Annotated in this window: 23 protein-coding genes; 21 read left to right on the plus strand and 2 right to left on the minus strand. The window is 51.1% G+C overall.

Annotated elements, in window-relative coordinates; translation table 11 throughout:
- Positions 1–78: 78 nt before the first annotated feature.
- Positions 79–1410: an FAD-dependent oxidoreductase gene (locus tag BBEV_RS00840; protein ID WP_069363725.1), complete on the minus strand. Its 1332-nt coding sequence runs from the start codon at positions 1408–1410 to the stop codon at positions 79–81.
- Between the two features lie 200 nt (positions 1411–1610).
- Between BBEV_RS00840 and prfA the strand changes: the two genes are divergently transcribed.
- The 21 genes from prfA (at position 1611) to BBEV_RS00945 (ending at position 22064) form a co-directional block, all read left to right on the plus strand.
- Complete coding sequence (prfA, locus tag BBEV_RS00845) at positions 1611–2681, plus strand: peptide chain release factor 1 (protein ID WP_069363726.1); 1071 nt, start codon at positions 1611–1613, stop codon at positions 2679–2681.
- Positions 2668–3600 carry a peptide chain release factor N(5)-glutamine methyltransferase gene (prmC, locus tag BBEV_RS00850; protein WP_232318237.1) on the plus strand — a complete coding sequence of 311 codons (933 nt, stop codon included), beginning with the start codon at positions 2668–2670 and terminating at the stop codon, positions 3598–3600. The genes prfA and prmC overlap by 14 nt, the downstream gene beginning before the upstream one ends.
- Positions 3601–3759: 159 nt before the next feature.
- Positions 3760–4818 (plus strand): L-threonylcarbamoyladenylate synthase, encoded by a 1059-nt coding sequence (locus BBEV_RS00855; RefSeq protein ID WP_069363728.1) that lies wholly within the window; start codon positions 3760–3762, stop codon positions 4816–4818.
- A gap of 103 nt (positions 4819–4921) precedes the next feature.
- Positions 4922–5572, plus strand: a complete 651-nt coding sequence (locus BBEV_RS00860; RefSeq protein WP_069363729.1) for an arsenate reductase/protein-tyrosine-phosphatase family protein — start codon at positions 4922–4924, stop codon at positions 5570–5572.
- An 86-nt stretch (positions 5573–5658) separates the two neighbouring features.
- The gene (locus tag BBEV_RS00865) at positions 5659–6981 is read left to right on the plus strand and encodes a methyl-accepting chemotaxis protein (protein ID WP_069363730.1); all 1323 of its coding nucleotides are present in this window, start codon (positions 5659–5661) and stop codon (positions 6979–6981) included.
- Between the two features lie 3 nt (positions 6982–6984).
- Entirely contained in the window at positions 6985–7437 is a 453-nt protein-coding gene (gene rpiB / locus BBEV_RS00870) for a ribose 5-phosphate isomerase B (RefSeq protein ID WP_069363731.1), read from the plus strand.
- A gap of 27 nt (positions 7438–7464) precedes the next feature.
- Complete coding sequence (locus BBEV_RS00875) at positions 7465–8016, plus strand: TIGR01440 family protein (protein WP_069363732.1); 552 nt, start codon at positions 7465–7467, stop codon at positions 8014–8016.
- A 198-nt stretch (positions 8017–8214) separates the two neighbouring features.
- Complete coding sequence (locus BBEV_RS00880; RefSeq protein WP_069363733.1) at positions 8215–10314, plus strand: GGDEF and EAL domain-containing protein; 2100 nt, start codon at positions 8215–8217, stop codon at positions 10312–10314.
- Positions 10315–10534: 220 nt separating this feature from the next.
- Positions 10535–11797, plus strand: a complete 1263-nt coding sequence (locus BBEV_RS00885; protein ID WP_069363734.1) for a serine hydroxymethyltransferase — start codon at positions 10535–10537, stop codon at positions 11795–11797.
- Positions 11798–12122: 325 nt separating this feature from the next.
- A complete protein-coding gene (upp, locus tag BBEV_RS00890) occupies positions 12123–12752 on the plus strand; it encodes a uracil phosphoribosyltransferase (RefSeq protein WP_069363735.1) in 630 nt (209 codons plus the stop codon).
- 90 nt (positions 12753–12842) lie between these two features.
- Positions 12843–13988 (plus strand): non-hydrolyzing UDP-N-acetylglucosamine 2-epimerase, encoded by a 1146-nt coding sequence (gene wecB / locus BBEV_RS00895; protein WP_069363736.1) that lies wholly within the window; start codon positions 12843–12845, stop codon positions 13986–13988.
- Positions 13989–14633: 645 nt separating this feature from the next.
- Positions 14634–14873 (plus strand): AtpZ/AtpI family protein, encoded by a 240-nt coding sequence (locus BBEV_RS00900; RefSeq protein WP_069363737.1) that lies wholly within the window; start codon positions 14634–14636, stop codon positions 14871–14873.
- On the plus strand, positions 14870–15253 hold the full coding sequence (locus tag BBEV_RS00905) for an ATP synthase subunit I (RefSeq protein ID WP_069363738.1): 384 nt from the start codon (positions 14870–14872) through the stop codon (positions 15251–15253). The genes BBEV_RS00900 and BBEV_RS00905 overlap by 4 nt, the downstream gene beginning before the upstream one ends.
- 62 nt (positions 15254–15315) lie before the next feature.
- Entirely contained in the window at positions 15316–16041 is a 726-nt protein-coding gene (gene atpB / locus BBEV_RS00910; protein ID WP_069363739.1) for a F0F1 ATP synthase subunit A, read from the plus strand.
- A gap of 132 nt (positions 16042–16173) precedes the next feature.
- Positions 16174–16395, plus strand: coding sequence for a F0F1 ATP synthase subunit C (gene atpE, locus BBEV_RS00915; RefSeq protein ID WP_013174043.1), 222 nt, complete (start codon positions 16174–16176; stop codon positions 16393–16395).
- A 151-nt stretch (positions 16396–16546) separates the two neighbouring features.
- Positions 16547–17044, plus strand: a complete 498-nt coding sequence (gene atpF / locus BBEV_RS00920; RefSeq protein ID WP_157100883.1) for a F0F1 ATP synthase subunit B — start codon at positions 16547–16549, stop codon at positions 17042–17044.
- Positions 17041–17592, plus strand: coding sequence for a F0F1 ATP synthase subunit delta (locus BBEV_RS00925; RefSeq protein WP_069363740.1), 552 nt, complete (start codon positions 17041–17043; stop codon positions 17590–17592). The genes atpF and BBEV_RS00925 overlap by 4 nt, the downstream gene beginning before the upstream one ends.
- A 17-nt stretch (positions 17593–17609) precedes the next feature.
- A complete protein-coding gene (gene atpA / locus BBEV_RS00930) occupies positions 17610–19115 on the plus strand; it encodes a F0F1 ATP synthase subunit alpha (RefSeq protein ID WP_069363741.1) in 1506 nt (501 codons plus the stop codon).
- Between the two features lie 42 nt (positions 19116–19157).
- Entirely contained in the window at positions 19158–20033 is an 876-nt protein-coding gene (atpG, locus tag BBEV_RS00935) for an ATP synthase F1 subunit gamma (protein ID WP_069363742.1), read from the plus strand.
- Between the two features lie 101 nt (positions 20034–20134).
- The gene (atpD, locus tag BBEV_RS00940; protein WP_069363743.1) at positions 20135–21556 is read left to right on the plus strand and encodes a F0F1 ATP synthase subunit beta; all 1422 of its coding nucleotides are present in this window, start codon (positions 20135–20137) and stop codon (positions 21554–21556) included.
- A 103-nt stretch (positions 21557–21659) separates the two neighbouring features.
- The gene (locus BBEV_RS00945) at positions 21660–22064 is read left to right on the plus strand and encodes a F0F1 ATP synthase subunit epsilon (protein WP_069363744.1); all 405 of its coding nucleotides are present in this window, start codon (positions 21660–21662) and stop codon (positions 22062–22064) included.
- 5 nt (positions 22065–22069) lie between these two features.
- Here BBEV_RS00945 and BBEV_RS00950 read toward each other — a convergent pair whose 3' ends face one another.
- Positions 22070–23755 (minus strand): IS1182 family transposase, encoded by a 1686-nt coding sequence (locus BBEV_RS00950; RefSeq protein ID WP_232318345.1) that lies wholly within the window; start codon positions 23753–23755, stop codon positions 22070–22072.
- Positions 23756–23986 lie beyond the last annotated feature (231 nt).

The raw sequence follows: 23986 nt of genomic DNA on the forward strand, positions 1-23986 counted from the left end.
AGTATAAAAAAACGAACCGGCCCCCCTGGAGATGGGGGCCGGTTCGTTTTCGTTAAACTGCACAGGCAGATGGTTGCTTTATAGCCGTCTCGCGCCTTGCTGGACAGGGTCCCAAGCGGTGTTGAACGGTGGTGCATAACTGATATCGAGGTTTTCCATTTCTTCGGTGGTCATGCCGTGATAGATGGCGGTTGCCGCTACATCAATCCGCTTGTCCACGCCGCGTTTACCAATCGCTTGCATCCCGATGAGCTTGTCTGTTTTGTTATCCTTCATCATCCGGATGAAAAGGGGGGCGTTCTCCGGCATATAGTGCGCAATCGCCGCCGAGTCATACCCGATCACACTGTAATCGATCCCTTCGTCTTTCGCTTCCTGCTCACTGAGACCGGTTTTTCCGATTGCAAGGTCAAAGAACTGCATCACCGATGAGCCGACGATGCCTTGGAAAGCCTTCGTTTCCCCGGCCATATTAATGCCGGCGATCCGCCCCTGTTTATTCGCATGGGTACCAAGTGGCACGAAGTCGTCTTTTTGCTTGACGCGGTGAAATTGCGTGGCGCAGTCCCCGGCGGCGTAGATACCCGCGATGTTCGTTTCCATATACGGGTTCACGAGTACCGCACCGGATGGGTGCAGGTGGACACCGGTCCCATCGAGGAAGCCGGTATTCGGCTTTACGCCGATGGCGACGATCACCATGTCCGATGGGTAAGATCCCTGATCGGTGACAACGCCGTCAACCCGGCCGTTTTCTCCGGTGAACGATTGGACCTTCTCCTTCAGGACGAGTTCAATGTTGTGACGTTCTGCTTCTTCCTGAATTTTTTCACTGATTTCTGCATCATAGACGTTTCCGACGCGCTCCATCAGATCGATGATCCGCACCTTCCGGCCATCTTTCGCCAGGTTTTCGGCAACCTCGAGGCCAATGTATCCCCCGCCGATGACGGTCACATTCAGGACATCTTCTTTCATATCCTCCACAATTTTTTCTGCGTCGGGAATGGTTTTCAACAGATGGATTCCTTCGAGATCCTTCCCTTCAAACGGTGGAAAAATCGATCCTGCCCCGCTTGCAACGAGAAGCATATCATAGTCAACGGTGAAGGCCTCACCGTTTTCAAGGTTCGTGCCGTGAACTTGTTGTCCTGAGGCATCCACAGACGTTACTTCATGGTAAATCCGCGCATCAATCCCTGCCTTCTCCCGGAAAAAAGAGACGGGTCTCGCGATCAGTTCATCACTCTTTGCGACTTCCCCTCCGATAAAATACGGCAAACCGCACTGGGCATAGGAATACACTGCCCCTTTTTCGAGTACGGTAATCGAAGCATCTTTACGTTTTCGCGACAGCTGCATGGCTGCGCTCATCCCTGCGGCATCGCCGCCGATAATCACCACGTTCATCCGTTCATCTCCTCCTTGATTTAAAACGATTTATGAGCTTGTGTGCCATCATCCAATTTCCCTCCGGACAAAGAAAATAAACGTATACTTACAGGGGTATGTAGAATCAGGAATTGATTTTACCGCAAAGAGAACCTATACTATAGAAGAATCAGGTTTCAAAATCAGATGAATTTGTCTAATAAAAGAGGGTGGCGCAAGTGTTTGACCGACTTGAATCTGTAGAAGATCGTTATGAGCAGCTAAATGAGCTTTTGATGGATCCTGCAATCATGAATGATACGAATAAGCTTCGCGACTATTCGAAGGAACAGTCCGATTTGCAGAAGACCGTGGAGACTTTCAGACAATACAAAGATATCAAGCAGCAGATTGATGACACGAAAGAGATGCTCAGAGGGAATCTTGATGACGACATGCAAGAGATGGCAAAAATGGAACTCGATGAACTCGAAGATGAGCTGAAAACCTTGGAAGACAAGTTATGGGTGCTGTTGATCCCGAAAGATCCGAATGACGACAAGAACGTCATCGTGGAAGTCCGCGGTGCGGCAGGCGGGGACGAGGCAGCGCTGTTTGCCGGCGACCTGTTCCGGATGTACTACCGCTACGCGGAAAATCAGGGCTGGAAGACCGAAGTGATTGACGCCAATGAAACCGGCATCGGTGGGTACAAGGAGATCGTCTTCAGCATTAACGGCAAAGGGGCCTACTCCCATATGAAATTTGAAAACGGGGCGCACCGGGTGCAGCGGGTACCGTCCACCGAGTCAGGTGGCCGGATCCATACGTCCACTGCAACCGTAGCGGTTCTGCCGGAAGCGGAAGGTGTGGAAGTGGACATCAACGAAAAGGACATCCGCGTGGACCGGTTTGCCTCGAGCGGACCCGGTGGGCAGAGCGTTAACACCACGATGTCGGCCGTCCGTCTGACCCACGAACCAACAGGGGTCGTCGTATCCTGTCAGGACGAAAAGTCCCAGATTAAAAATAAGGAAAAAGCGATGAAAGTGCTCCGGGCAAGGATCTATGATATTTATCAGCGCGAGGCGCAGGCGGAGATTGACGAAAACCGGAAATCCGCTGTCGGTACCGGAGACCGTTCCGAGCGGATCCGGACGTACAATTTCCCGCAAAGCCGGGTCACCGATCACCGCATCGGTCTGACGATCCAGAAACTCGATCAGATTCTTGAAGGGAAACTCGATGAGATCATCGAAGCCCTGATTGTGGAAGAGCAGTCGAAGATGATGGAAAATGCGGAGTCCTGATATGACAAAGCGCTCCGTATCCGAAGCCCTCTTTTGGGCTTCTTCTTATTTAAAAACACATGAGCAGGAAGCAGAAATCGCGCGGATCCTGATGTGTCATCACACCGGCTGGAGCCGGGCAAAATTATACAGTGAAAGTCGGGCGCATCTCGCCGCGGATGTGGACGAAGCTTTTTCAAGGGACGTGTTGCGCGCTTCGACCGGCGTTCCGGTGCAGCACATCACGTGCCGGGAGATGTTCGCTGGACGGCATTATCAGGTAAACCGTTCTGTCTTGATTCCACGCCCGGAAACGGAAGAGCTCGTCGAGGCCATTTTTACGGCCTTATCCACAGAGCAGTCAACAATGTTATCCACAATTGGGGATAACGGCTTTCCGGTGGCCGATATCGGTACCGGGTCAGGCATTCTTGCCATTACCCTCGCACTGGATTTACCAGAGCGCTTCAAAACCTGGACCGGTAAAGATGTTTCTGTTTGCGTGACGGCTACGGACATCAGCGAAGAAGCCCTTTTCGTGGCAAAACAGAATGCGCACACCCATCAGGCAGCGGTAACCTTCCTCGCGGGGAGTTTTTTGACCCCGTTGAAAGAATCAGGGATCCGGCCGAGACTGCTCGTATCGAATCCGCCTTACATCCCGGATCAGGACAAAGCGGTGATGAAGGAAAACGTCACCGGACACGAACCGCATCTGGCGCTCTTTGCCGGTGAGGACGGACTGGAAGCCTATCGGCAGATCATCCGGGAACTGCCGGACGTGCTTCATCCGAAGGGAACGCTTCTGGCCCTCGAAATCGGATACAACCAAGGGGATGCGGTCAGTGATCTTTTGAAAGAAACCTTGATAAACAGCTCGCCTGAGGTCATCAGCGACATCAATGGCAATGAACGGATTGTCATCGCATGGTTGCGCTGAAGAAGCCGCGGGCATTCACAGGTTTCACACAGGGTTATGCACAGTCATCTGTGGATAACTTTTGTGGAGAACATACTTTCTGACAAGAGAAATGCACGGAAACCGGCGCTGCACAATGGATAAAATGCTTCTGTGACAAGGTTTGGAGGGGAAAAAGACATGGTTTTGAAAACGACTGTACGTTCTGTGGGTAAAGTTGTGGATAACGCTGTGAATAAATCGATTGATCCGGCGATTGAACAGGCTGCGGCACTGATTCGTGGCGGAGAAGTGGTCGCATTCCCTACAGAAACCGTCTACGGGCTCGGCGGTGACGCGACCAATGATGCGGCGATCAAACGGATCTTCGCCGCGAAAGGCCGGCCGGCGGATAACCCGTTGATCGTGCACGTAGCCTCGGTGGAAGAAGCGGCGGACTATACCCGCGACATCCCTTTGTTGGCCCGTGAATTAATGGATGCTTTCTGGCCGGGGCCGCTGACGATCATCCTGCCCCACAACGGGACACTCTCGCCCTTAGTGACTGCCGGTCTTGATACGGTTGGCCTGCGTATGCCGGCGCACCCGGTTGCCAGACAGCTGATTGCAGCGACGGGCCGGCCGCTGGCCGCACCGAGCAGTAACCGTTCGGGCCGGCCGAGTCCAACGGAGGCGGCACATGTGTTAGACGACTTGAATGGGCGGATCCCGATGATTCTTGACGGTGGCTCTGCAGGGGTCGGACTGGAATCGACGGTTGTGGAAGTGATCGGTCAAACGGTTATGGTCCTGCGTCCTGGCGGGGTCACACTCGAGGAACTGCGGCAGGTGAGCAGTGATGTAGTCGTTGACCCCGCACTTTCCATTGCAAAAGAGGCGCCGCGATCGCCCGGGATGAAATATACCCATTACGCACCGGAAGTCCCCTTATTCCTCGTGGAAGGGGAACTCGATGCCCTCAAACAGGCAATCGAAGAAGCGAAACTCGATGGTGCGAGAACCGGCGCACTCGTTGTCGATGAATGGCTCGGACTCTCCGGTGCCGACCAGGAAGTCACACTCGGAAAACGGGTGGATCTCCATGCGATCGGACGGGAGTTGTACCGCGCACTTCGCGAGTTCAAAGCGCGCGATGTGGATATTCTCTTCACTTGCACCTTCCCGGATGATCACCTCGGCGGGGCGATCATGAACCGGTTGACGAAAGCCAGTGAGGGCATACAAAAGTCAGATGCGTAAAACGTCTGAATTTTACGTGTGAAATGTTTGAACGATTTTGAATCAAGGAATGTGAATTGTGAAAGATATGATAGAATAGAAGATGAAAATGGAGGTCATGTCAATGACAAGAGTGCTGTTTGTCTGCACGGGTAATACGTGCAGAAGTCCGATGGCGGAGGCTCTGCTCGAGCATCGGAATAAAACTGATCACGTGGAAGCGGATTCTGCTGCCTTGCACGGGCTGGAAGGTGTACCCATGTCCGAAGGCACCAGACGCGTCCTGCAGACCCGGGGAATCATGGAGAGTCATCAGTCTAAAATCCTCGATGAATTCCGGCTTCGAAGCGCGGACATTGTCCTGGCCATGACAGAGAGTCATAAACAAAGCCTGATCGATCAGTTCCCGGAAGCTGTGGAGAAAGTGTTTACGCTGAAAGAGTACACGGCGGATGATCCGGAGCTTTTGGACAAAATGGAACAGTTGAAGGCTCAGTATGCTGAAATGGAACTCGAGCGCGCGAAAATTCTCGCAGAGCATCAGGGGGAAGTGGAGACGTATAACGAAGAAGGCACGCTCTCCAATCAGAGTAAGATCGAAGAAAAACTCCTCAATGCCTTGCTGCCGTATCAGTCAGCGATCGATAAGCTTCAGTGGGACATGCCGTCACTGGATATTCCCGACCCGTTTGGTGGCGAAGAAGAAGAGTACGAAGCCGTTTATGAAGAAATCAACCAGGCCATTACGCGACTTCTGGAAAAAATTGAAAACTGATCATCTTTTCACCAGGGAGCAAAGCCTCCCTGTTACATAGAAAACAACATGCATCTCAATTGGGGAGAAACAGGGGGACACTACAGATGGATACGACGGCTTACCGCTTCAGCATTACCAAAAAGATGGTGCTCGGCATCAGCTTAGTTGCAATCATTACATACACGGCAAGCGCTTTTTTTATTTTTTATTTATACGATATCATCGGTGACCAACTCGGGTTAAATGAGAACACCTTCATGGCCCTGACGCTCGTATTGGGCGTGGCCTGGACAGCGGTGCTCGGGTATCTCGGGTCACTGGTTATCGTCAAACCGCTCAGAAAAATAGAGGCCGCAGCCCGGCAAGTGGCACAGGGCGATATACGTGAGAAAGTGGACGTGCCGAAATCCGATGATGAACTTCGCGGCCTCGCCATTGCATACAATGACATGATTGACAGCCTCTCGGAGATGATCCACGACGTGAACGACACTTTTCAATTGACGAATCAACGGGTATTGGATATAAAAGAAGCATCAAGCGAAGCGGCGAATCAGGCAGAGACGATCAGCCAGACGGTCGACGACATCTCCAACGGCGCTCAGGAATCGTCGTCCTCCATTCAGGCCACCGCAGAAGCGATGGAAGACGTCCGGGGGACCGCAGAAAGCGTACAGAGCCACGCGGAAAAATCCGGGGAACTGTCCCGGGGAATGGTGGCAAGTTTGAACGAATCACAAGCCGTCATTGCATCTCTCGTCACCGGCATTCAGCAGTTGGCGGAGAAAAATGAAACGTCCCTCACAGCCGTTCAGCGCCTTGACGACAATGCCCGAAAAGTCGGGGAGATCATTTCTCTCGTCGGTGACATTGCTGAACAGACCAATCTTCTCGCGTTGAATGCTTCCATTGAAGCAGCCCGCGCCGGGGAACACGGCAAAGGATTTGCCGTTGTGGCAGACGAAGTCCGAAAACTTGCGGACCAGTCGGGGAACGCCGTTCAGGGCATCACAGATCTGATTCAGACCATCCAGTCCGACGTGACCAATGTCGTTGCCCAGATCACCGAACAGGTGAAATCCGCCAATCACGAAGCGGAGAAAGGGACGAAGACGAATGAAGCCATCGTCACGATGGGCGAAAGTGTGACCGAAGTGGCCGAGGCCGTCCAGGAAATTCTGCAGCTCGTTGAAAGCCAGGTAAGTACCATTGAGCGCACCGCGACCGAGGCACAGACCGTTGCAGGCATTGCCGAACAAACTGCTGCCGGCACCGCAGACGTGACCGCAAGTACGGAAGAACAGACGGCTGTCATGCAGGAAGTGGCCTCCTCGGCGGAAATGCTCCTCGAGCAGGCAAAATCCCTGAAGGCCAGCATCGAAAAATTCAGTATTAACGAAGCGGCAACCGCTTCGAAAGGAGAATAACGTATGAAAATTGTGATCGGTTCAGACCATGCAGGATTTAATTTAAAAAGCGATATCATCAAAGTCGTCGAAGAATTGGGGCACGACGTAACCGACGTCGGCTGCGACAGCGCAGAATCTGTGGACTACGCCGACTTTGGCATCAAAGCCTCGGAAATGGTGGCGAATGGTGAAATGGACCGCGGGATCGTCATCTGCGGCACCGGCATCGGCATGTCGATGTCAGCCAACAAAGTGAAAGGCATCCGCTGCGCCCTGGTACACGACCTCTTCACCGCCAAAGCGACCCGGGAACACAACGACTCCAACGTCCTCGCCATGGGCGAACGCATCATCGGACCGGGCCTCGCCCAGGAAATTGCCCGCACCTGGCTGACCACCGACTTTGAAGGCGGACGCCACGAACGCCGCATCATGAAAGTCATGAACTACGAAAACGGCCAGCCAATCGACTGAGACCGATCATACAAGGAGGGATCTCACATGTCAGCACATGAATGGACAACCACCCTCACCACAGCACTCGATGAACTCCAGGAACAAGCGAACCTGAAACCAGGCCAACTCCTCGTCGCAGGCGTCAGTACCAGTGAAGTCCGCGGTGCCAAAATCGGCAGCAACAGCGCCGACGAAGTGGCATCAGCCCTTTTTGAAGCCTTCGCCGCATTCGCGGAAAAAACCGGCGCAGTGCTCGCTTTTCAGGGCTGCGAACACATTAATCGGGCGGTTACGGTACCGAGGAGCTATGCCGAAAAACACGGCCTTGAACCCGTCACGGTGGTTCCCGTGAAAAAAGCCGGCGGATCGATGGCAGCCCATGCCTACCGGCACCTTGAGGACCCTGTTGTCGTTGAAGGCGTGAAAGCAGACGCCGGAATCGACATCGGTGATACGCTGATTGGCATGCAGTTAAAAGCTGTCGCCGTTCCCGTCAGGACGAGCATCACAGACATTGGCGAAGCCCATGTCACCTTTGCCCGCACCCGACCGAAACTCATCGGCGGCGCGCGTGCTGCTTATGCGTTAGATGCGTAAACAAAACACCCGGTAATGCAGGAAAAGCTGCAGCTGCCGGGTGTTTTTTTCGATACCGGTACCTTTCTTCGGTCTGCTGGTTCACGCCGGACAGAGGTGTATCATCGACGCTGAACTTTCACAATTCACATGTCGAATCATGACAGAACCTGTTATAATTGGACTATTCTAAAAGCATTGAAAGCAGGGGGCAACAGCATGAATGAGTACGGCAAAGGAGAGAATCTGATCTACACGGACCTTTTACACTGGGTAAAACGGCCAGGGATGGCGCACTTTAATGCGCTCTTTAAAGGCAGTGCACATGCGGTTTTAGTTCTCGACGCCAGGCAGCATGTCGTGTACTGCAATCCGCAGTTCACCAGTTTATTCGGTCATCAGCGGGAGGATATTGTCGAAAAACCGGTATTGGGGCTGTTTCAAGATAGCGGAGGGGCATTGAGTCCGCCGAACACACTCGATCGTGTGTTTAAAGGTGAAATGGTGATTGCTGAAACGGAACGGCAGGACATCGAAAAGAAACGGGTTCCGGTCCACTTGTTCGCCTACCCGCTGATCGATGACGATCAGGTCACCGGGGCAGTGGTGACGTATATTGACCGCACCGTGGCAGAGGGAAACCGTGAAATGGCGCTGCTGTTTGAGCGCTCCTTGAAAAATATTAATGACGGTGTGATGATTACCGATCAGAGCGGGACGATCATCTGGGTCAATCAGGCATTTGAGCGGATTACAGGCTACAGTGAAGAAGAAGCAAAGGGACAGAACCCGAGGATTCTGAACGCAGGCGTCCATACGAAGGCGTATTTCAATGCCATGTGGCAGTCACTCGAGAACCGGGGTTTTTGGCGCGGGGAAATTTGGAACAGGCGTAAGGACCAGTCCGTCTACCGCCAGCGGCTGTCGACTTCTCGTATGCAGAGCCCTGACGGGGAAACGTACTACATTGCAGTCATTCATGAGTTGTCCGACCCGGATGATATCCAGGAACGACTGGCCACTCTGGAGACAACTGACCCTGTGACGGGGCTGTCAAACCGGGGGACGATGAAGTCGTTTATCCGGCGGAAACTCAACCGGTCCGATTACAATCAGGACCGGTTTGCAGTCTTGACGATCGAAATCACCAATTTTCACGAGATTAACGATACGATCGGGCACAGCTTCGGAGACAAGCTTTTGAAAGCGATTGCAGATCGCCTCTTGACCCTTGTACCGGATCCCGATTGCCTTGGCAGAATCGGAGGCGATGATTTCCTCGTGGTTCTTGACGGGGAAGGGGATGAACTGGACGCGCCGATTAATGGACTGGTCGAACAGCTCGAGCAGGCATTTGCCATTGAAGACACGATGATTTACATTCAGCCGTCCGTCGGTGTGAGCCGGTTTCCGGTCGACTGTGATGACACAGATGATCTGATGCAGACGGCAACACTGGCTGTAGGCTATGCCCGGGAATCGGTCGTTGATCATGTCAGCTATTTTTCGAAGACAAAAGCGGATGAGATCCGCAGACGGTTTTTGATTGCGAACCAGTTGAAAGGTGCCGCAAAACGTCAGGAATGGGAGCTGGTGTACCAGCCGATCGTGGATGTTCTTACTGGCAATCTGGTCAAAGTGGAAGCGCTCCTCAGATGGCAGAGTCATGAACTCGGCCGCGTTTCACCGGGGGAGTTCATCCCCATCGCCGAAAAAACAGGACAGATCATTGACATCGGGAAGTGGGTGCTTGAGGATGTCTGCAGTCAGTTGGCTTATTGGAGAAAAACAGGACGCAATGCCGTCCCGGTATCGGTGAACCTCTCCGTCCGTCAGCTTGAACAAGAGTCTTTTTCCACAGGGTTCAAAGGTATCCTGAAGCATTGGCGTATCCCTTCAGAATGGATCCAGGTGGAAATCACTGAAACCCTGTCAAAAGGCAATCTTCCCCGTATACTCGTTAACCTGAACGCACTGAGCCGAATGGGCATCCGGATTGCCATCGACGATTTCGGTACCGGCTATTCCTCTTTTTCATATCTGACAGAGCTTGGGTTAAATGATATGAAAGTGGATCAGTCGTTCATTCGGGCCACTGCACAGGAAGCGGATACGGAGAAACTGGTCCGGGCCATGCTGCAAATCGCGGAAGGGCTTGGTCTTCAAACCGTGGCAGAGGGCGTGGAGACCGAATGTCATCATGAGAAAATTAAAGCACTCGGTTTCACCTATGGTCAGGGCTACTACTACGCTCGGCCGCAACGAGCTGAAGTCTTCGAACGGGAGTGGCTTACGACGAAGCAAAACAAGTCCATCTGATGGGGATTGTCATAAGCTTCATTGATAAATTCAGGGAATATTGTGACTTTTTCATTTTGTATACGCATACATCGGTCTGACTTGTGAAAAACTGTTTTACAAGTGCGCTTCTCCGTTGTAGAATAAGCGTTAATGAATGTTCGATTATGTGACCGTCGTGTTTAGGAACAGACAAGTTTTCAGCGCGCAGATGCGTGACGATCAGGGAGGTTTTTTAGGAATGAGAACATTGGAACGTCGAGATCTCGTTGAGTTAAAAGCACAGGATGCTGAAGTGTTCGCTGCCATCGAAGCGGAGCGAAAGCGCCAGCAGGACAACATCGAACTGATTGCCTCGGAAAACTTCGTGTCCGAAGCAGTCATGGAAACCCAGGGCTCCGTTCTGACCAACAAATACGCCGAAGGCTATCCGGAGAAGCGCTATTACGGAGGCTGTGAACACGTGGATGTCGCTGAAAATCTCGCCCGCGACCGGGCCAAGCAGATTTTCGGCGCGGAGCACGCGAACGTGCAGCCACACTCGGGCGCACAGGCAAACATGGCGGTGTACTATGCGTTGCTCGAGCATGGGGACACGGTTCTCGGCATGAACCTCTCGCATGGAGGACACCTGACGCACGGAAGTCCGGTGAACTTCAGCGGCAAGCAGTTCAATTTCGTCGACTACGGCGTGGACAAAGACACCGGACTGCTTGAATATGAAGACGTTTTGGCGAAAGCTCGTGAGCATCAGCCGAAGATGATCGTTGCAGGCGCAAGTGCCTATCCGCGTGAAATTGATTTCGCCCGTTTCCGCGAAATCGCCGACGAAGTCGGTGCGTACCTGATGGTCGACATGGCCCATATTGCAGGACTTGTTGCGACAGGAGAACATCAGAGTCCTGTGCCGTATGCCGATGTGGTAACCACCACGACCCACAAGACCCTTCGCGGCCCACGCGGTGGGATGATCCTCTGTAAAGAGGAGTATGCCAAGAAAGTGGACAAGTCCATTTTCCCAGGTGTTCAGGGTGGTCCATTGATGCACGTTATTGCAGCGAAGGCTGTGTCGTTCGGTGAAGTGTTGACCGATGACTTCAAGGCATACACGAAGCAGATTAAACTCAATGCAAGAGCGCTTGCTGAGTCATTGATAGCGGAAGGTGTGAACCTCGTGTCATCCGGCACAGACAATCACCTCGTGCTGCTCGATCTCAGAGGGCTGGAGCTGACCGGTAAAGTGGCCGAAGCTGCGCTTGATTCGGTGGGAATCACGACGAATAAAAATACGATCCCGTTCGATCCGGAGAGCCCGTTTGTAACAAGCGGTATCCGCATCGGGACAGCGGCGATCACATCCCGTGGATTCGATGAAAAAGACGCCACGACCGTCGGCAAAATCATCGCCCTGGTCTTGAAGAATCACGACAACCCGGAAGCCTTGAACGACGCCCGCAAAGCCGTTCAGGATATGACCGGACGCTACCCGCTTTACGAGCGGTAATGAACCAATCACATGAATCACGACGCTGCCTCTGAAAACGGGGCAGCGTTTCGTGTGGGGTGCGACAAGCATGCAGTGTGCAAGCAGGATCCTGTGGCAAATCAGGTGGAAAACGACAAAAAAATCAAAGTGTGCACGTACACCTGTCGCAATCGATTGGAAACCGTGTAAGAAGACCCTTGAACCAAAATCGAATTTCGAGTACAATTTCCGGGGAATGTCAGCGCTCGGTCATCACTTCATGTATAATGGTATGCGTTGAGCGTCAGGCAAGTAAATAAGACAGATACATAGCAGCACCGACTAATTCTGAGGAGTGATACACATGGGGAAAGTGTACGTTTTTGACCATCCGTTGATTCAGCACAAACTGACCTTTATTCGCAAAAAAGAAACCGGAACAAAAGAATTCCGGGAAATGACCAATGAAATTGCCGGTCTTATGGCTTATGAAATTACCCGCCACCTCCCGCTTCGTGATGTGGAAGTGGAAACACCGGTTGCCACAGCCCAGTGCAAAACGATTTCAGGGAAAAAGCTCGGGATTATTCCGATCCTCCGCGCAGGTCTTGGCATGGTGGACGGGATTCTTGAACTCATCCCGGCAGTGAAAGTGGGTCACATCGGCCTTTATCGCGACCCTGAAACCTTGATGCCTGTGGAATACTACGTGAAGTTACCGAAAGATGTTTCTGAACGCGAAATGATCGTCGTCGACCCGATGCTTGCGACAGGCGGTTCAGCCATTGAAGCGGTCAACGTCCTCAAGCGTAACGGTGCAAGAAACATCAAACTGATGTGTCTCGTTGCTGCACCGGAAGGCGTCGACAAAATGAAAGAAGCCCACCCGGATGTGGATATCTACCTTGCAGCCATGGACGAAAGACTGAACGAAAAAGGCTATATCGTTCCAGGCCTGGGTGATGCAGGCGACCGCCTTTTCGGAACAAAATAAAGACAACCAAACCGGAGACCGCACCGGTTCCCTAAAGGAACCGTGCCCTCCGGTTTTTCAAACGCATACTGCACGAAGGAGGAACCCATCATGCCAAAACGTAAAAAAATCATGACCATCTTCGGGACACGTCCCGAAGCCATAAAAATGTGCCCGCTGGTCAAACAGCTGGAACAAACCGACGACCTCGAAGCCATCACCGTTGTCACCGGACAGCACCGGGAAATGCTTGATCAGGTGCTGAAAATCTTTGACGTGACACCGGACGAGGATCTGAACATTATGCAGGCCCGGCAGACCCTCACGGACGTGACCACCCGCGCTCTCGAAGGCCTTGACGAGGCGATGAAACGGTTGAAACCGGACATGGTGCTTGTGCACGGCGACACGACAACAACCTTTGTGGCAAGTCTTGCTGCATACTACAATCAGATTGCCGTAGGTCACGTGGAGGCGGGGCTCAGAACGTGGAATAAATACTCACCGTTCCCGGAAGAAATGAACCGCCAGCTCACCGGTGTCATCAGCGATCTGCACTTTGCGCCGACGCAAAAAGCCGAAGGGAACCTGCTCGAAGAAGGCAAAAAGCCGGAAGGGATTTTTATTACCGGCAATACCGCCATCGATGCCCTGCAGACGACCGTTACTGATTCATACACCCATGACAGTCTTGATAAAATCGGTGATGACCGTTTGATTCTGGTTACGGCGCACCGGCGGGAGAACCTGGGACAGCCAATGCGGAACATGTTCCGCGCAATCAAACGTCTCGTCGAAGAAAACAGCGATTTGCAGGTGATCTACCCGGTGCACCTCAATCCGGTTGTCCGCGAAATGGCCGATGACGTTCTCGGTAATGATCCGCGTATTCAGCTGATCGAGCCGCTTGGCGTCAGGGATTTTCACAACTTTGCCTCGCGGGCACACATCATTTTGACCGATTCCGGTGGCGTTCAAGAAGAAGCCCCGTCGCTCGGCGTGCCCGTTCTCGTGTTAAGGGATACAACGGAACGACCGGAAGGAATCGAAGCAGGAACCTTAAAGCTCTCCGGAACAAACGAAGAAGATATCTACCGGGATGCGGCCCTTCTGCTGAACAATGATGAAGCATACAAGGCGATGTCGAGAGCCTCAAACCCATATGGGGATGGTCAGGCATCCGGGCGCATCGTGGAAGCGATCCGGTATTATTACGGATTGCGTGACGATCGTGTGACGTCATTTCGCCCCCTTTAACCTGCCTTGCCAGAGGTAAATGACCATCCAGCCGGAAAAAGGGGGTCTCCTTCGCCTGTCAAAGCCTTGGCAGGGATGGAGTAAACCATTTCAAGTCAGAATATTCTTTCTTAATACTTTTTCTAAAAAAGTCCACACAGTGCCATTGAACTTATGTATAATAGAAAACGAAATGTGACAAATCCATGACACTTTTCACGGGCATTTCATTTTCAGGACTTCTGAAAACGTTATCCTATGGGCGTTCGAACGCCTGTAGTCATTGACACAGTAGCATGACTGTTGTACGATAATATGGTGAAAGTGGACGTGCTGACGTCATGAGGCGCAAGGGATCAGCCGATTTTCAGGACTCGGAACACAAGGGGAGCAACACCGTGCAGACAGACAGTTGGCAGTCCGCTGACAAACTGCCGGCAGCCGTACATGAGCATTCTTTGCGAACGGGATCACACGCACCGCCAGCAAAGAGGCATGCCATACATACATCCTGACACCGTAACATGCCCTCAATTCCCCTGAATAGCCGACTCATTATCCCTGTTTTCTTTGTCCATCAGCGCCGCAACAGGCATACAGTTGCCTGAACGAGTGCTTTGATTCAAAGGTGCAACGTCCGACGAATTTCGCATTGGAGTACGAATCATGTCCAAAGAGACGAAGCAACGCCAGCTGGTTCGCGCATTTGCACTCATGACCACCATCAGCGCCTATTTTACCGGACCCGTTCTTTTGGGGGTCTTTGGCGGACTGTGGCTTGAATCCCGTTATGATGGGAGTGGTCTGTATCTGGTCGGAGGCATGCTCTTGGGTCTTGTCACAGGCATCTTCGGCATTTTCCGCGTCATTCGTCAGTTCTATAGAGACGGAGACGATACAGAATGAACGACATCCGCAAATTGTTTAGCCGCTACGCAACTTATACGCTGGTCTTCGTCAGTCTGTTTTTGATCATGACCCTGATTTCCGGGGACAACAGACCTTTCTGGCTCGGGATGGCATTCGGCACCAGCTTCAGTCTGGTCAGCCTGTGGATGACGTATTTTCAAGTCAGCCGGATCGGTAAAATGACCGTGGATAAAAAACCGCGGGCCACCCTCGGAACGCTGTCCAGGCTGCTCGTGTTTCTTCTGGCACTCTGGGTTGCCCAGCAGCTGCCGCAGTATTTTTCGTTGACAGGAGTGATCATCGGTCTTTCTGTGACCTATATCATTCTGTTAATAGAACCACTGTTTCGCATCTCGCTTTCAAAGGAGAAAGAGTGAATACAGTGCTGGTAAAGGATTCAACAATATGATCTGTCATGTGTGAAAAGAGGTGAAAAGGATTGGATAGTAAATTTCTGAAAATCGACCTGTTTGGCATCCCGTGGCTGACGCTCAACATTCCGGCGCTGTTTACCACGACGATGGCGATGGTCATTGTTTTCCTGGTGGCATTTTTCATGTCCCGGAAAATTCAAATGTACCCGACAGGTGCGCAAAATGCCTTGGAGTACCTGGTGCAATTCGTCAAAAACATCATCAGCAGTACGATGGACTGGAAGCAGGGGCAACACTTTGTGATGCTCGGGATTACCATCTTGCTTTACGTATTTGTGGCGAACATGATGGGTGTCCCGTTTGAGCTTGCCACGGAAGAGCACTATGTCTGGTGGAACTCACCAACGTCAAATCCGGTCTTAACCATCTCACTGGCCGCCTTCGTTGTCGTATTGACACATATTTACGGCTTGAAGCTCAAAGGCCCGAAAGAGTATGGGAAAGATTACTTCCGGCCGGCGCCGTTTATGGCACCGTTTAAGATCATTGAAGATTTTTCGAACACGCTCACGCTCGGCATGCGACTTTATGCGAACATTTTCGCCAAAGAAATGATCATGATCATGCTTGTCGGACTCGGGGCATTTGCCAGTGTCTTCTGGACATTCGGGGCATTTTTCCCGCTCGTCATATTCCAGGCGTTCAGCGTATTTATCGGTTCATTGCAGGCCTTTATCTTTGCCATGCTGACGATGGTGTATATGTCGCACAAAGTCAGTGAAGAACATTAGAAGCAACACCTTGCTGAATTCATTCAGCACGACAACACGTTGAATAAGAACTCACCGGTAAAAACCGGCAGAGTGATTTCATTCATACAATTACAAAAAACTTTTTAAGAATGTAAAGGGAGGATTTTTATCATGGGAACAGTCGCTATTGCAGTAGCAATTACAGCAAGTTTGGCAGCAATCGCAGGTGCATTTGGGGTGGCAATCGTCGTCCGCAGTACGTTACAGGGAATTACGCGTCAACCGGAGATCCGTGGACCGCTTCAAACCGTTATGTTCATTGGTGTGCCACTTGTTGAGGCACTTCCAATTTTTGCGATCGTTATTGCCTTCTTACTGCTGGGTAATATGTAATTCAAAGACTTGAGTTACCATAAATGGCGAAGAACGTTACATAACCACTCTTCGCCATTGCTTTTGTAACCGATGGATGTCGATGGTCCCTAGCACCATCGATTTCTGTACATTCGCTTACAATGATCGTGAATAAGGGAGGCGAAACACATTGTTTGATGTTATGGAAATAGAATGGTTGAACGCCGCCTATCAAATCCTGGCGTTTTTATTCCTGATGTGGCTTCTTAAGCGTTATGCCTTCGGTCCGATCATGGATATGATGGAAAAGCGGGAGAAACACGTCGCTGATCAGATCAAATCCGCTGAAAAGAACCGGGATGAAGCTGAGCAGTACTTAAAGGAACAGCGTGAAGCCATTCAGACGGCAAGACAGGAAGCAAAAGAAATTGTTGAAAACGCAAAGAAAATGAGTGATCAGCAGGCAAAAGACATCGTCGAGAACGCACGCAATGAGTCGGATCGTCTGAAAGAAAATGCCAAAGCTGAAATCAATACGGAAAAAGAACAGGCGATTAATGCCTTGCGCGAGCAGGTATCGACCCTTTCCGTCCTGGTTGCATCCAAAGTCATTGAGAAAGAACTCGATGAGAAGGAGCAGGAAAAACTGATTCAGGACACTTTGAAGGAAGTTGGCGGAGACCTATGAGAAGACATCCGGTAGCTTACCGATATGCCTATGCGCTGTTTGAAATCGCGAAGGAAAAAAATCAGCTGCAGGAACTTGCAGATGAACTCTCAGACGTGGACAATGCGTTTAGTGAGACCGGGCTGTTGCAGCGGGCTTTCACTCATCCGGATCTGTCCAACGACAAGAAGAAACAAATTCTGAGTGGTGCTTTTCAGGAAAAAGTGTCCCCGCAGGTCATGAACCTGTTATATCTTCTGGTGGACAACGGCCGGATTACGCTATTCACGCATGTGGCCAGCAATTACCGTGACCTTGCCCATGACGAACAAGGCATTGCGGAAGCCTTCGTTCACTCAGCCAAACAGCTGACAGATGACGAAAAAGAAGCAGTGGCTGACACGTTCGCAAAGCGGGCAGGTAAAGCCAAATTACTGATTACGAACGTGGTCGATGAGCACATGATCGGCGGTCTCAAGGTTCAAATCGGAGATACCGTCTTTGATGGCACCGTCGCCAATCAGCTTGCGCGCATTCAATCGCGCATGATCCACGGGAAACGTAAGTAGATAGGGGTGAACGTTTAATGAGCATCAGAGCCGATGAAATCAGCTCTCTGTTGAAAAAGCAGATTGAAGACTATCAATCCGAGATTGAAGTTAATGATGTAGGATCCGTCATCCGCGTTGGTGACGGGATCGCCGTCGCTCACGGCCTGGAAAATGTCATGGCTGGTGAGCTGCTTGAATTTTCAAACGGCGTAATGGGCATGGCCCAGAACCTTGAAGAGAATACCGTCGGGATCATCATTCTTGGTCCATTCACGGAAATCCGTGAAGGTGACGAAGTCCGTCGTACAGGCCGGATCATGGAAGTGCCTGTCGGGGAAGAATTACTGGGTCGTGTTGTTAACCCCCTCGGTCAGCCGCTTGACGGCATGGGCCCTGTGGAAACAAGCCGTACCCGTCCGATTGAAAGCCCGGCGCCTGGGGTTATGGACCGTAAATCCGTTCATGAACCACTGCAGACCGGTGTCAAAGCAATCGACGCCCTGATCCCGATCGGCCGTGGCCAGCGTGAGCTTGTCATCGGTGACCGTCAGACAGGGAAAACAGCGATTGCCATCGATACGATCATTAACCAGAAAGACCAGGACATGATCTGTATTTATGTGGCGATCGGTCAAAAAGAATCAACCGTTGCCGGTGTGGTGGAAACCCTCCGTCAGCACGGTGCACTCGATTATACGATCGTTGTCACTGCCAGTGCCTCTCAGCCGGCACCGCTTCTCTACCTGGCACCATATGCCGGTGTATCCATGGGGGAAGACTTCATGTACGACGGCAAGCACGTCCTCGTCATCTACGATGACTTGACGAAGCAGGCATCCGCGTATCGTGAACTGTCCCTTCTTCTGAAGCGCCCGCCGGGCCGTGAAGCCTTCCCGGGTGACGTTTTCTATGTACACTCCCGTCTGTTGGAGCGTGCGGCGAAACTCAGTGATGACAAAGGTGCAGGATCACTGACGGCATTGCCGTTTATTGAAACCCAGGCCGGTGACATCAGTGCCTATATTCCAACGAACGTCATTTCCATTACCGATGGTCAGATCTTCTTGCAGTCCAACTTGTTCTTCTCCGGTGTACGACCGGCGATTGACGCGGGTCTTTCCGTATCACGAGTCGGGGGTTCCGCCCAGATCAAAGCGATGAAGAAAGTGGCAGGTACCCTGCGTCTTGACCTCGCATCGTACCGTGAACTCGAGGCCTTTGCCCAGTTCGGTTCCGATCTCGACGAAGCAACGCAGGCGAAGCTGAACCGCGGTGCCCGGACGGTTGAAGTACTGAAACAGGGACTGCACCAGCCGCAGGATGTGGAAAAACAGGTCTTCATTCTGTTTGCACTGACAAAAGGGTTCCTCGATGACATCGACGTGGACGATATCTTACGCTTTGAACAGGAAATGCATACATTCCTTGAGCATAACAACAATGATTTACTCAAGAGTATCAGAGAAACAGGCAACCTCGCCGACGAAGATGCAATGAAGAATGCGATCAATGAATTCAAGAAGTCTTTCCAGGCGAACTGAGTTCGAACGCGAGATGGTCTGAAATAAAGGTGGTGGAAAGCGATGGCCTCGTTAAAGGACATTAAAACGAGAATAGGCTCAACGAAAAAGACGAAGCAGATCACAAAGGCGATGGAGATGGTTTCAGCTGCGAAGCTGAACCGTGCCCAGCAAAAAGCCACAGCCTTCATTCCCTACACGGATAAAATCCGTGAGGTCGTTGAGAGCATAGCCGCCGGTTCGGAAGGCGTATCGCATCCCATGCTCGAAGAACGTGAAGAAGTCAAGAAGACAGGTTACATTGTCATTACCAGTGACCGTGGCCTTTGTGGGGCATACAACAGCGGACTTCTCCGCGAAACGCATCGCCTCATTGAAGAGCGTCATTCATCCCCGGATGAATACGGCTTAATCGTTCTTGGCCGCGTTGGTCTCGAGTATTTCAAGAAGCGGAACATGCCGGTCTTTCAGGAATTGACGGCAGTACCCGACCAGCCGGAATACAACGATGTGAAAAATCTGGCGTCTGCATCCGTTCAGATGTTTGCGGATGGCATGTTTGATGAAATCTATATCCATTACAATCACTTCGTCAGCGCCATCAGTCAGAAAGTCACCGAACAACAGCTTCTGCCGCTCACAAATATGAGTGACAAGGAAGAAGGCGAGCCGAAAGTGGTTCAGGAGTACATTTATGAACCCAATGCCGATGAGATTTTGAAAGGCCTGCTCCCTCACTACGCAGAGAGTCTGATTTTCGGTGCACTTCTCGATAGCAAGGCAAGTGAATTCGGGGCCCGTATGTCTGCGATGCGTTCAGCAACAGACAATGCGGATGACCTCATTGGCGAACTGACACTGAGCTACAACCGTGCCCGTCAGGCCGCGATTACGCAGGAAATCAATGAAATCGTCGGCGGTGCACTGGCCCAGAACTGATCGGGTCAACTCCCGGCTGACGGATGAACACATTGACGAAAGCACGGCACGAATAGAGCTGTTTACCTATATAAACGGTCTCGAATGAAGGGGGAAAGATGATGAATAAAGGACGCGTCACTCAGGTTACTGGTCCGGTTATCGACGTTCAGTTCGAACGCGGCCAGCTCCCTGAGATCAATAACGCTGTAAGAATTGTCCGGGAAGCGACGACTTCAGGCGAAGTCGACATCGACTTGGTCCTTGAAGTTTCACTTCATTTAGGAGATGACACGGTCCGTACGGTTGCGATGTCTTCCACTGACGGCATCGTCCGCGGTATGGAAGTCGTTGACCAGGGCGCACCAATCTCAGTCCCTGTGGGCGACAGCACACTGGGACGTGTATTTAACGTACTCGGACAGGAAATCGACCTGATGGATCCGATCCCGGAGAGCGAACGCCGTGACCCGATCCACCGTCAGGCCCCTCAATACGAGGAATTGTCCACAAAAACTGAAATTCTCGAAACGGGAATCAAAGTCGTTGACCTTCTGGCCCCTTATGTGAAGGGTGGTAAAATCGGTCTCTTCGGCGGTGCGGGTGTAGGTAAAACCGTACTGATCCAGGAACTGATCAACAACATCGCTCAGGAACACGGCGGGATCTCCGTATTCGCCGGCGTTGGGGAGCGTACCCGTGAAGGAAATGACCTCTATTTCGAAATGAAGGACTCAGGTGTTATCACAAAAACGGCGATGGTGTTCGGTCAGATGAACGAACCACCAGGTGCCCGTATGCGTGTGGCCCTGACCGGCCTGACGATGGCCGAATTTTTCCGTGATGAAAAAGGGGCAGACGTACTGCTCTTTATCGATAACATCTTCCGCTTTACACAGGCGGGGATGGAAGTATCCGCCCTCCTCGGCCGTATGCCGTCCGCGGTTGGTTACCAGCCGACACTCTCCACAGAGATGGGGCAGCTCCAGGAACGGATCACGTCAACGAAAAAAGGTTCGGTTACATCGATCCAGGCGATCTATGTCCCTGCCGATGACTATACCGACCCGGCACCGGCGACAACCTTCGCCCACCTTGATGCAACAACGAACCTTGAGCGTAAGCTCTCTGAAATGGGTATCTATCCTGCGGTGGATCCACTCGGTTCCACGTCCCGTGCCCTCTCACCGGAAATCGTCGGTGATGAACACTACGGTGTGGCCCGTGAAGTACAGGAAACCTTGCAGAAATACAAGGAACTCCAGGACATCATTGCGATCCTCGGGATGGACGAGCTGTCTGAAGAAGACAAGCTGACCGTATCCCGTGCCCGTCGCATCCAGTTCTTCCTGTCCCAGAACTTCCACGTTGCTGAACAGTTCACCGGACAAAAAGGGTCCTATGTAGACGTGAAGGATACGATCCGAGGCTTCCGTGAAATTCTTGACGGCAAACACGATGACATTCCGGAAGATGCATTCCGTCTTGTCGGACCGATTGAAGCCGTTGTTGAAAAAGCCGAAGCAATGAAAGCAAATAAGTAAAGAAGCAACCGGAAACTGAGGATCCTGCAGGGTCTGCGCGTGACAGTCACAGCGCAGCCGTGAAAGCAGGGGACCGAACCTTTCCATAAGGAGGGTGAACCGTGTGAAGACGATGCAAGCGAATGTCGTCACTCCTGATGGCAGCGTCTTTAGTGGGGACGTGGAAATGGTCAGTGTCAAGACACCGGATGGCGGTCTGGGAATTCTCCCAGGACACCTGCCACTCGTGTCACCATTGGCAATCGGACCCGTCCGTCTGAAACAAAGCGGCAACATTCAGCCCGTCGCCGTCAATGGCGGTTTCATTGAAGTCCGCTCTGATGAAGTGAATATTCTCGCTGAATCTGCCGAATTGCCATCAGAAATAGACATCAACCGGGCGCGTGCCGCAAAGGAACGTGCGGAACGCCGACTCGAAGAAGCCAAGAAAGAAAATCTCGACTTCAAACGCGCCGAAATGGCACTCAAACGTGCCGTCAATCGCCTCGAGGTCGGGGAAAGCGGCTGAATCCGTTACATGTACGTTGAAAGAGGCTGGGACAAAAAGCCTTGAATGATCAAAATACGCTTCCGATTATCATAAATTGATAGTCGGAAGCGTTTTGTCTGTTGATACAAATATAAAAAACAGTATAACGCAGTGTACTTTCTCAAGTTCACTGCCATGAGTGCAAAACCCATTTCTTTTTTCACTTTGTCTTTGCCTCTCACCGACATTCTGGTGAAATGCAAATTGGCCTTCAGAAATCCAAAAACTGGTTCGACATCGACTTTACGTCTGCCATAAATCGCGCCAGTTTCTTCTTCCGAAAGCAGTTGACGAATATGCTCTTTTTGCAGCTCCCATTTTTCATTGTAATAAACCTTACGGTTTTTGCCTTCTTTCGCTTTTGTGCAACTGGCCCGTAAGGGACAGCCCGTGCAGTCTTCACTTTCATAGACCTTGAATGTTCGTTCGAATCCTGCGCGATCGGTTCGTTTGGATACATAGCGAAAGGTGACTTTTTTGCCGTTTGGACAGAGAAAATAGTCTTGATCCTGATTGTAATTCCAATTCATCACATGGTAGCGATCGGTTTTGAATGACCGTTTCTTTTCTTTTCGGTACATACTATACGTGATCAGTGGTGTGCTTGATAGACGGTTCAAAAAAATATCCTCATAATTTTGTTCGCTTCCGTATCCGGCGTCCCCAACAATATAGTCAGGCAGTGAAAAGTACCGTCTCTCGATGGTATCCAGAAATGGAATCAGGGTTCGTGTGTCAGTCGGATTTGGATAGATGTCATAAGCGAGCGTATATTGTCCTTCCGTTGCAATCTGGAGATTGTAACCGGCTTTCAGTTGGCCATTTTTCATATAGTCATCTTTCATTCTCATAAACGTGGCATCATGATCGGTTTTCGAGTAACTGTTACGATCACCCAGGATCGCGAGATCCTTCTCATAACGTGCTTTACGTTCGATGAAATCCTGAAATTTTTTACGCTTTTCTTTCGGCTTTTTCCGCTCTGATCTCAGTCTTTTTCTTTCCTTCGCATCATCATTCTCTTCGATTTGCTTGTCGTAATCCTGAACGGTCTGGTCCAACTCTTCATGAACTTTATTCAGCTCATCATCCGTTAAGGCTTCCTGATCTTCCAGTTCAATCGCAGGAATGATTTCCTGTTCAATCAGTTCATCATAGATCGCATTTGATTTCGTAACGATATCATGATGATACCGTTGCACGGATTTTTTCCATACGAACGTGAATTTATTCGCGTTGGCTTCGATCTTTGTACCATCAATAAAAATTGCTTCGTTATCAATTGCTTCTTCCTGAACCAGTCGGCTTCTGAATTGCACAAAACACTGACGTAAGAGCTCTTCAACGTCGGGATGTACTCTGAATCGATTGATCGTCCGGTAGGTCGGCGCGTGTCCTTGTGCCAGCCACATCATTCGAATACTGTCCTGCAATAAGGCTTCAATTTTCCGTCCAGAAAAAGTCGATTGAGTATACGCACAGAGAATCACCTTCATCATCATTTTCGGATGATAAGAAGGGCGACCCTGACTTTTATAAAAAGCTTCAAAAGCTTCTTCAGGTATCGATTCAACCAGGTCATTCACTGCAAAAGCGACATCATTTTTTTGTAATTGAAGCGATAAATCCATCGGCAAAACGAGCTGATTCATGTTATAATCGAGAAACATAAGGATACCTCCGGTTTTGTTATGACTTGGTCGTTCTAACTTAATCCGAAGGTATCCTTTTTTTATGTAAAAATCAAGACCTGACGGTCTTTCAATGCAGTTGATTGTCAAAAATACATGAGACGCCTGCGGGAAAAGCAAGAGCTGAAGATCCACCGGCGGTGGTTTTCCGACGGTTAGCTGAAGCCTTGCCCGCGGCAAGCGATTGTATTTTTGCACAATCAACCCTTC

This window comes from Salisediminibacterium beveridgei, assembly GCF_001721685.1.
Lineage (GTDB): Bacteria > Bacillota > Bacilli > Bacillales > Salisediminibacteriaceae > Salisediminibacterium > Salisediminibacterium beveridgei.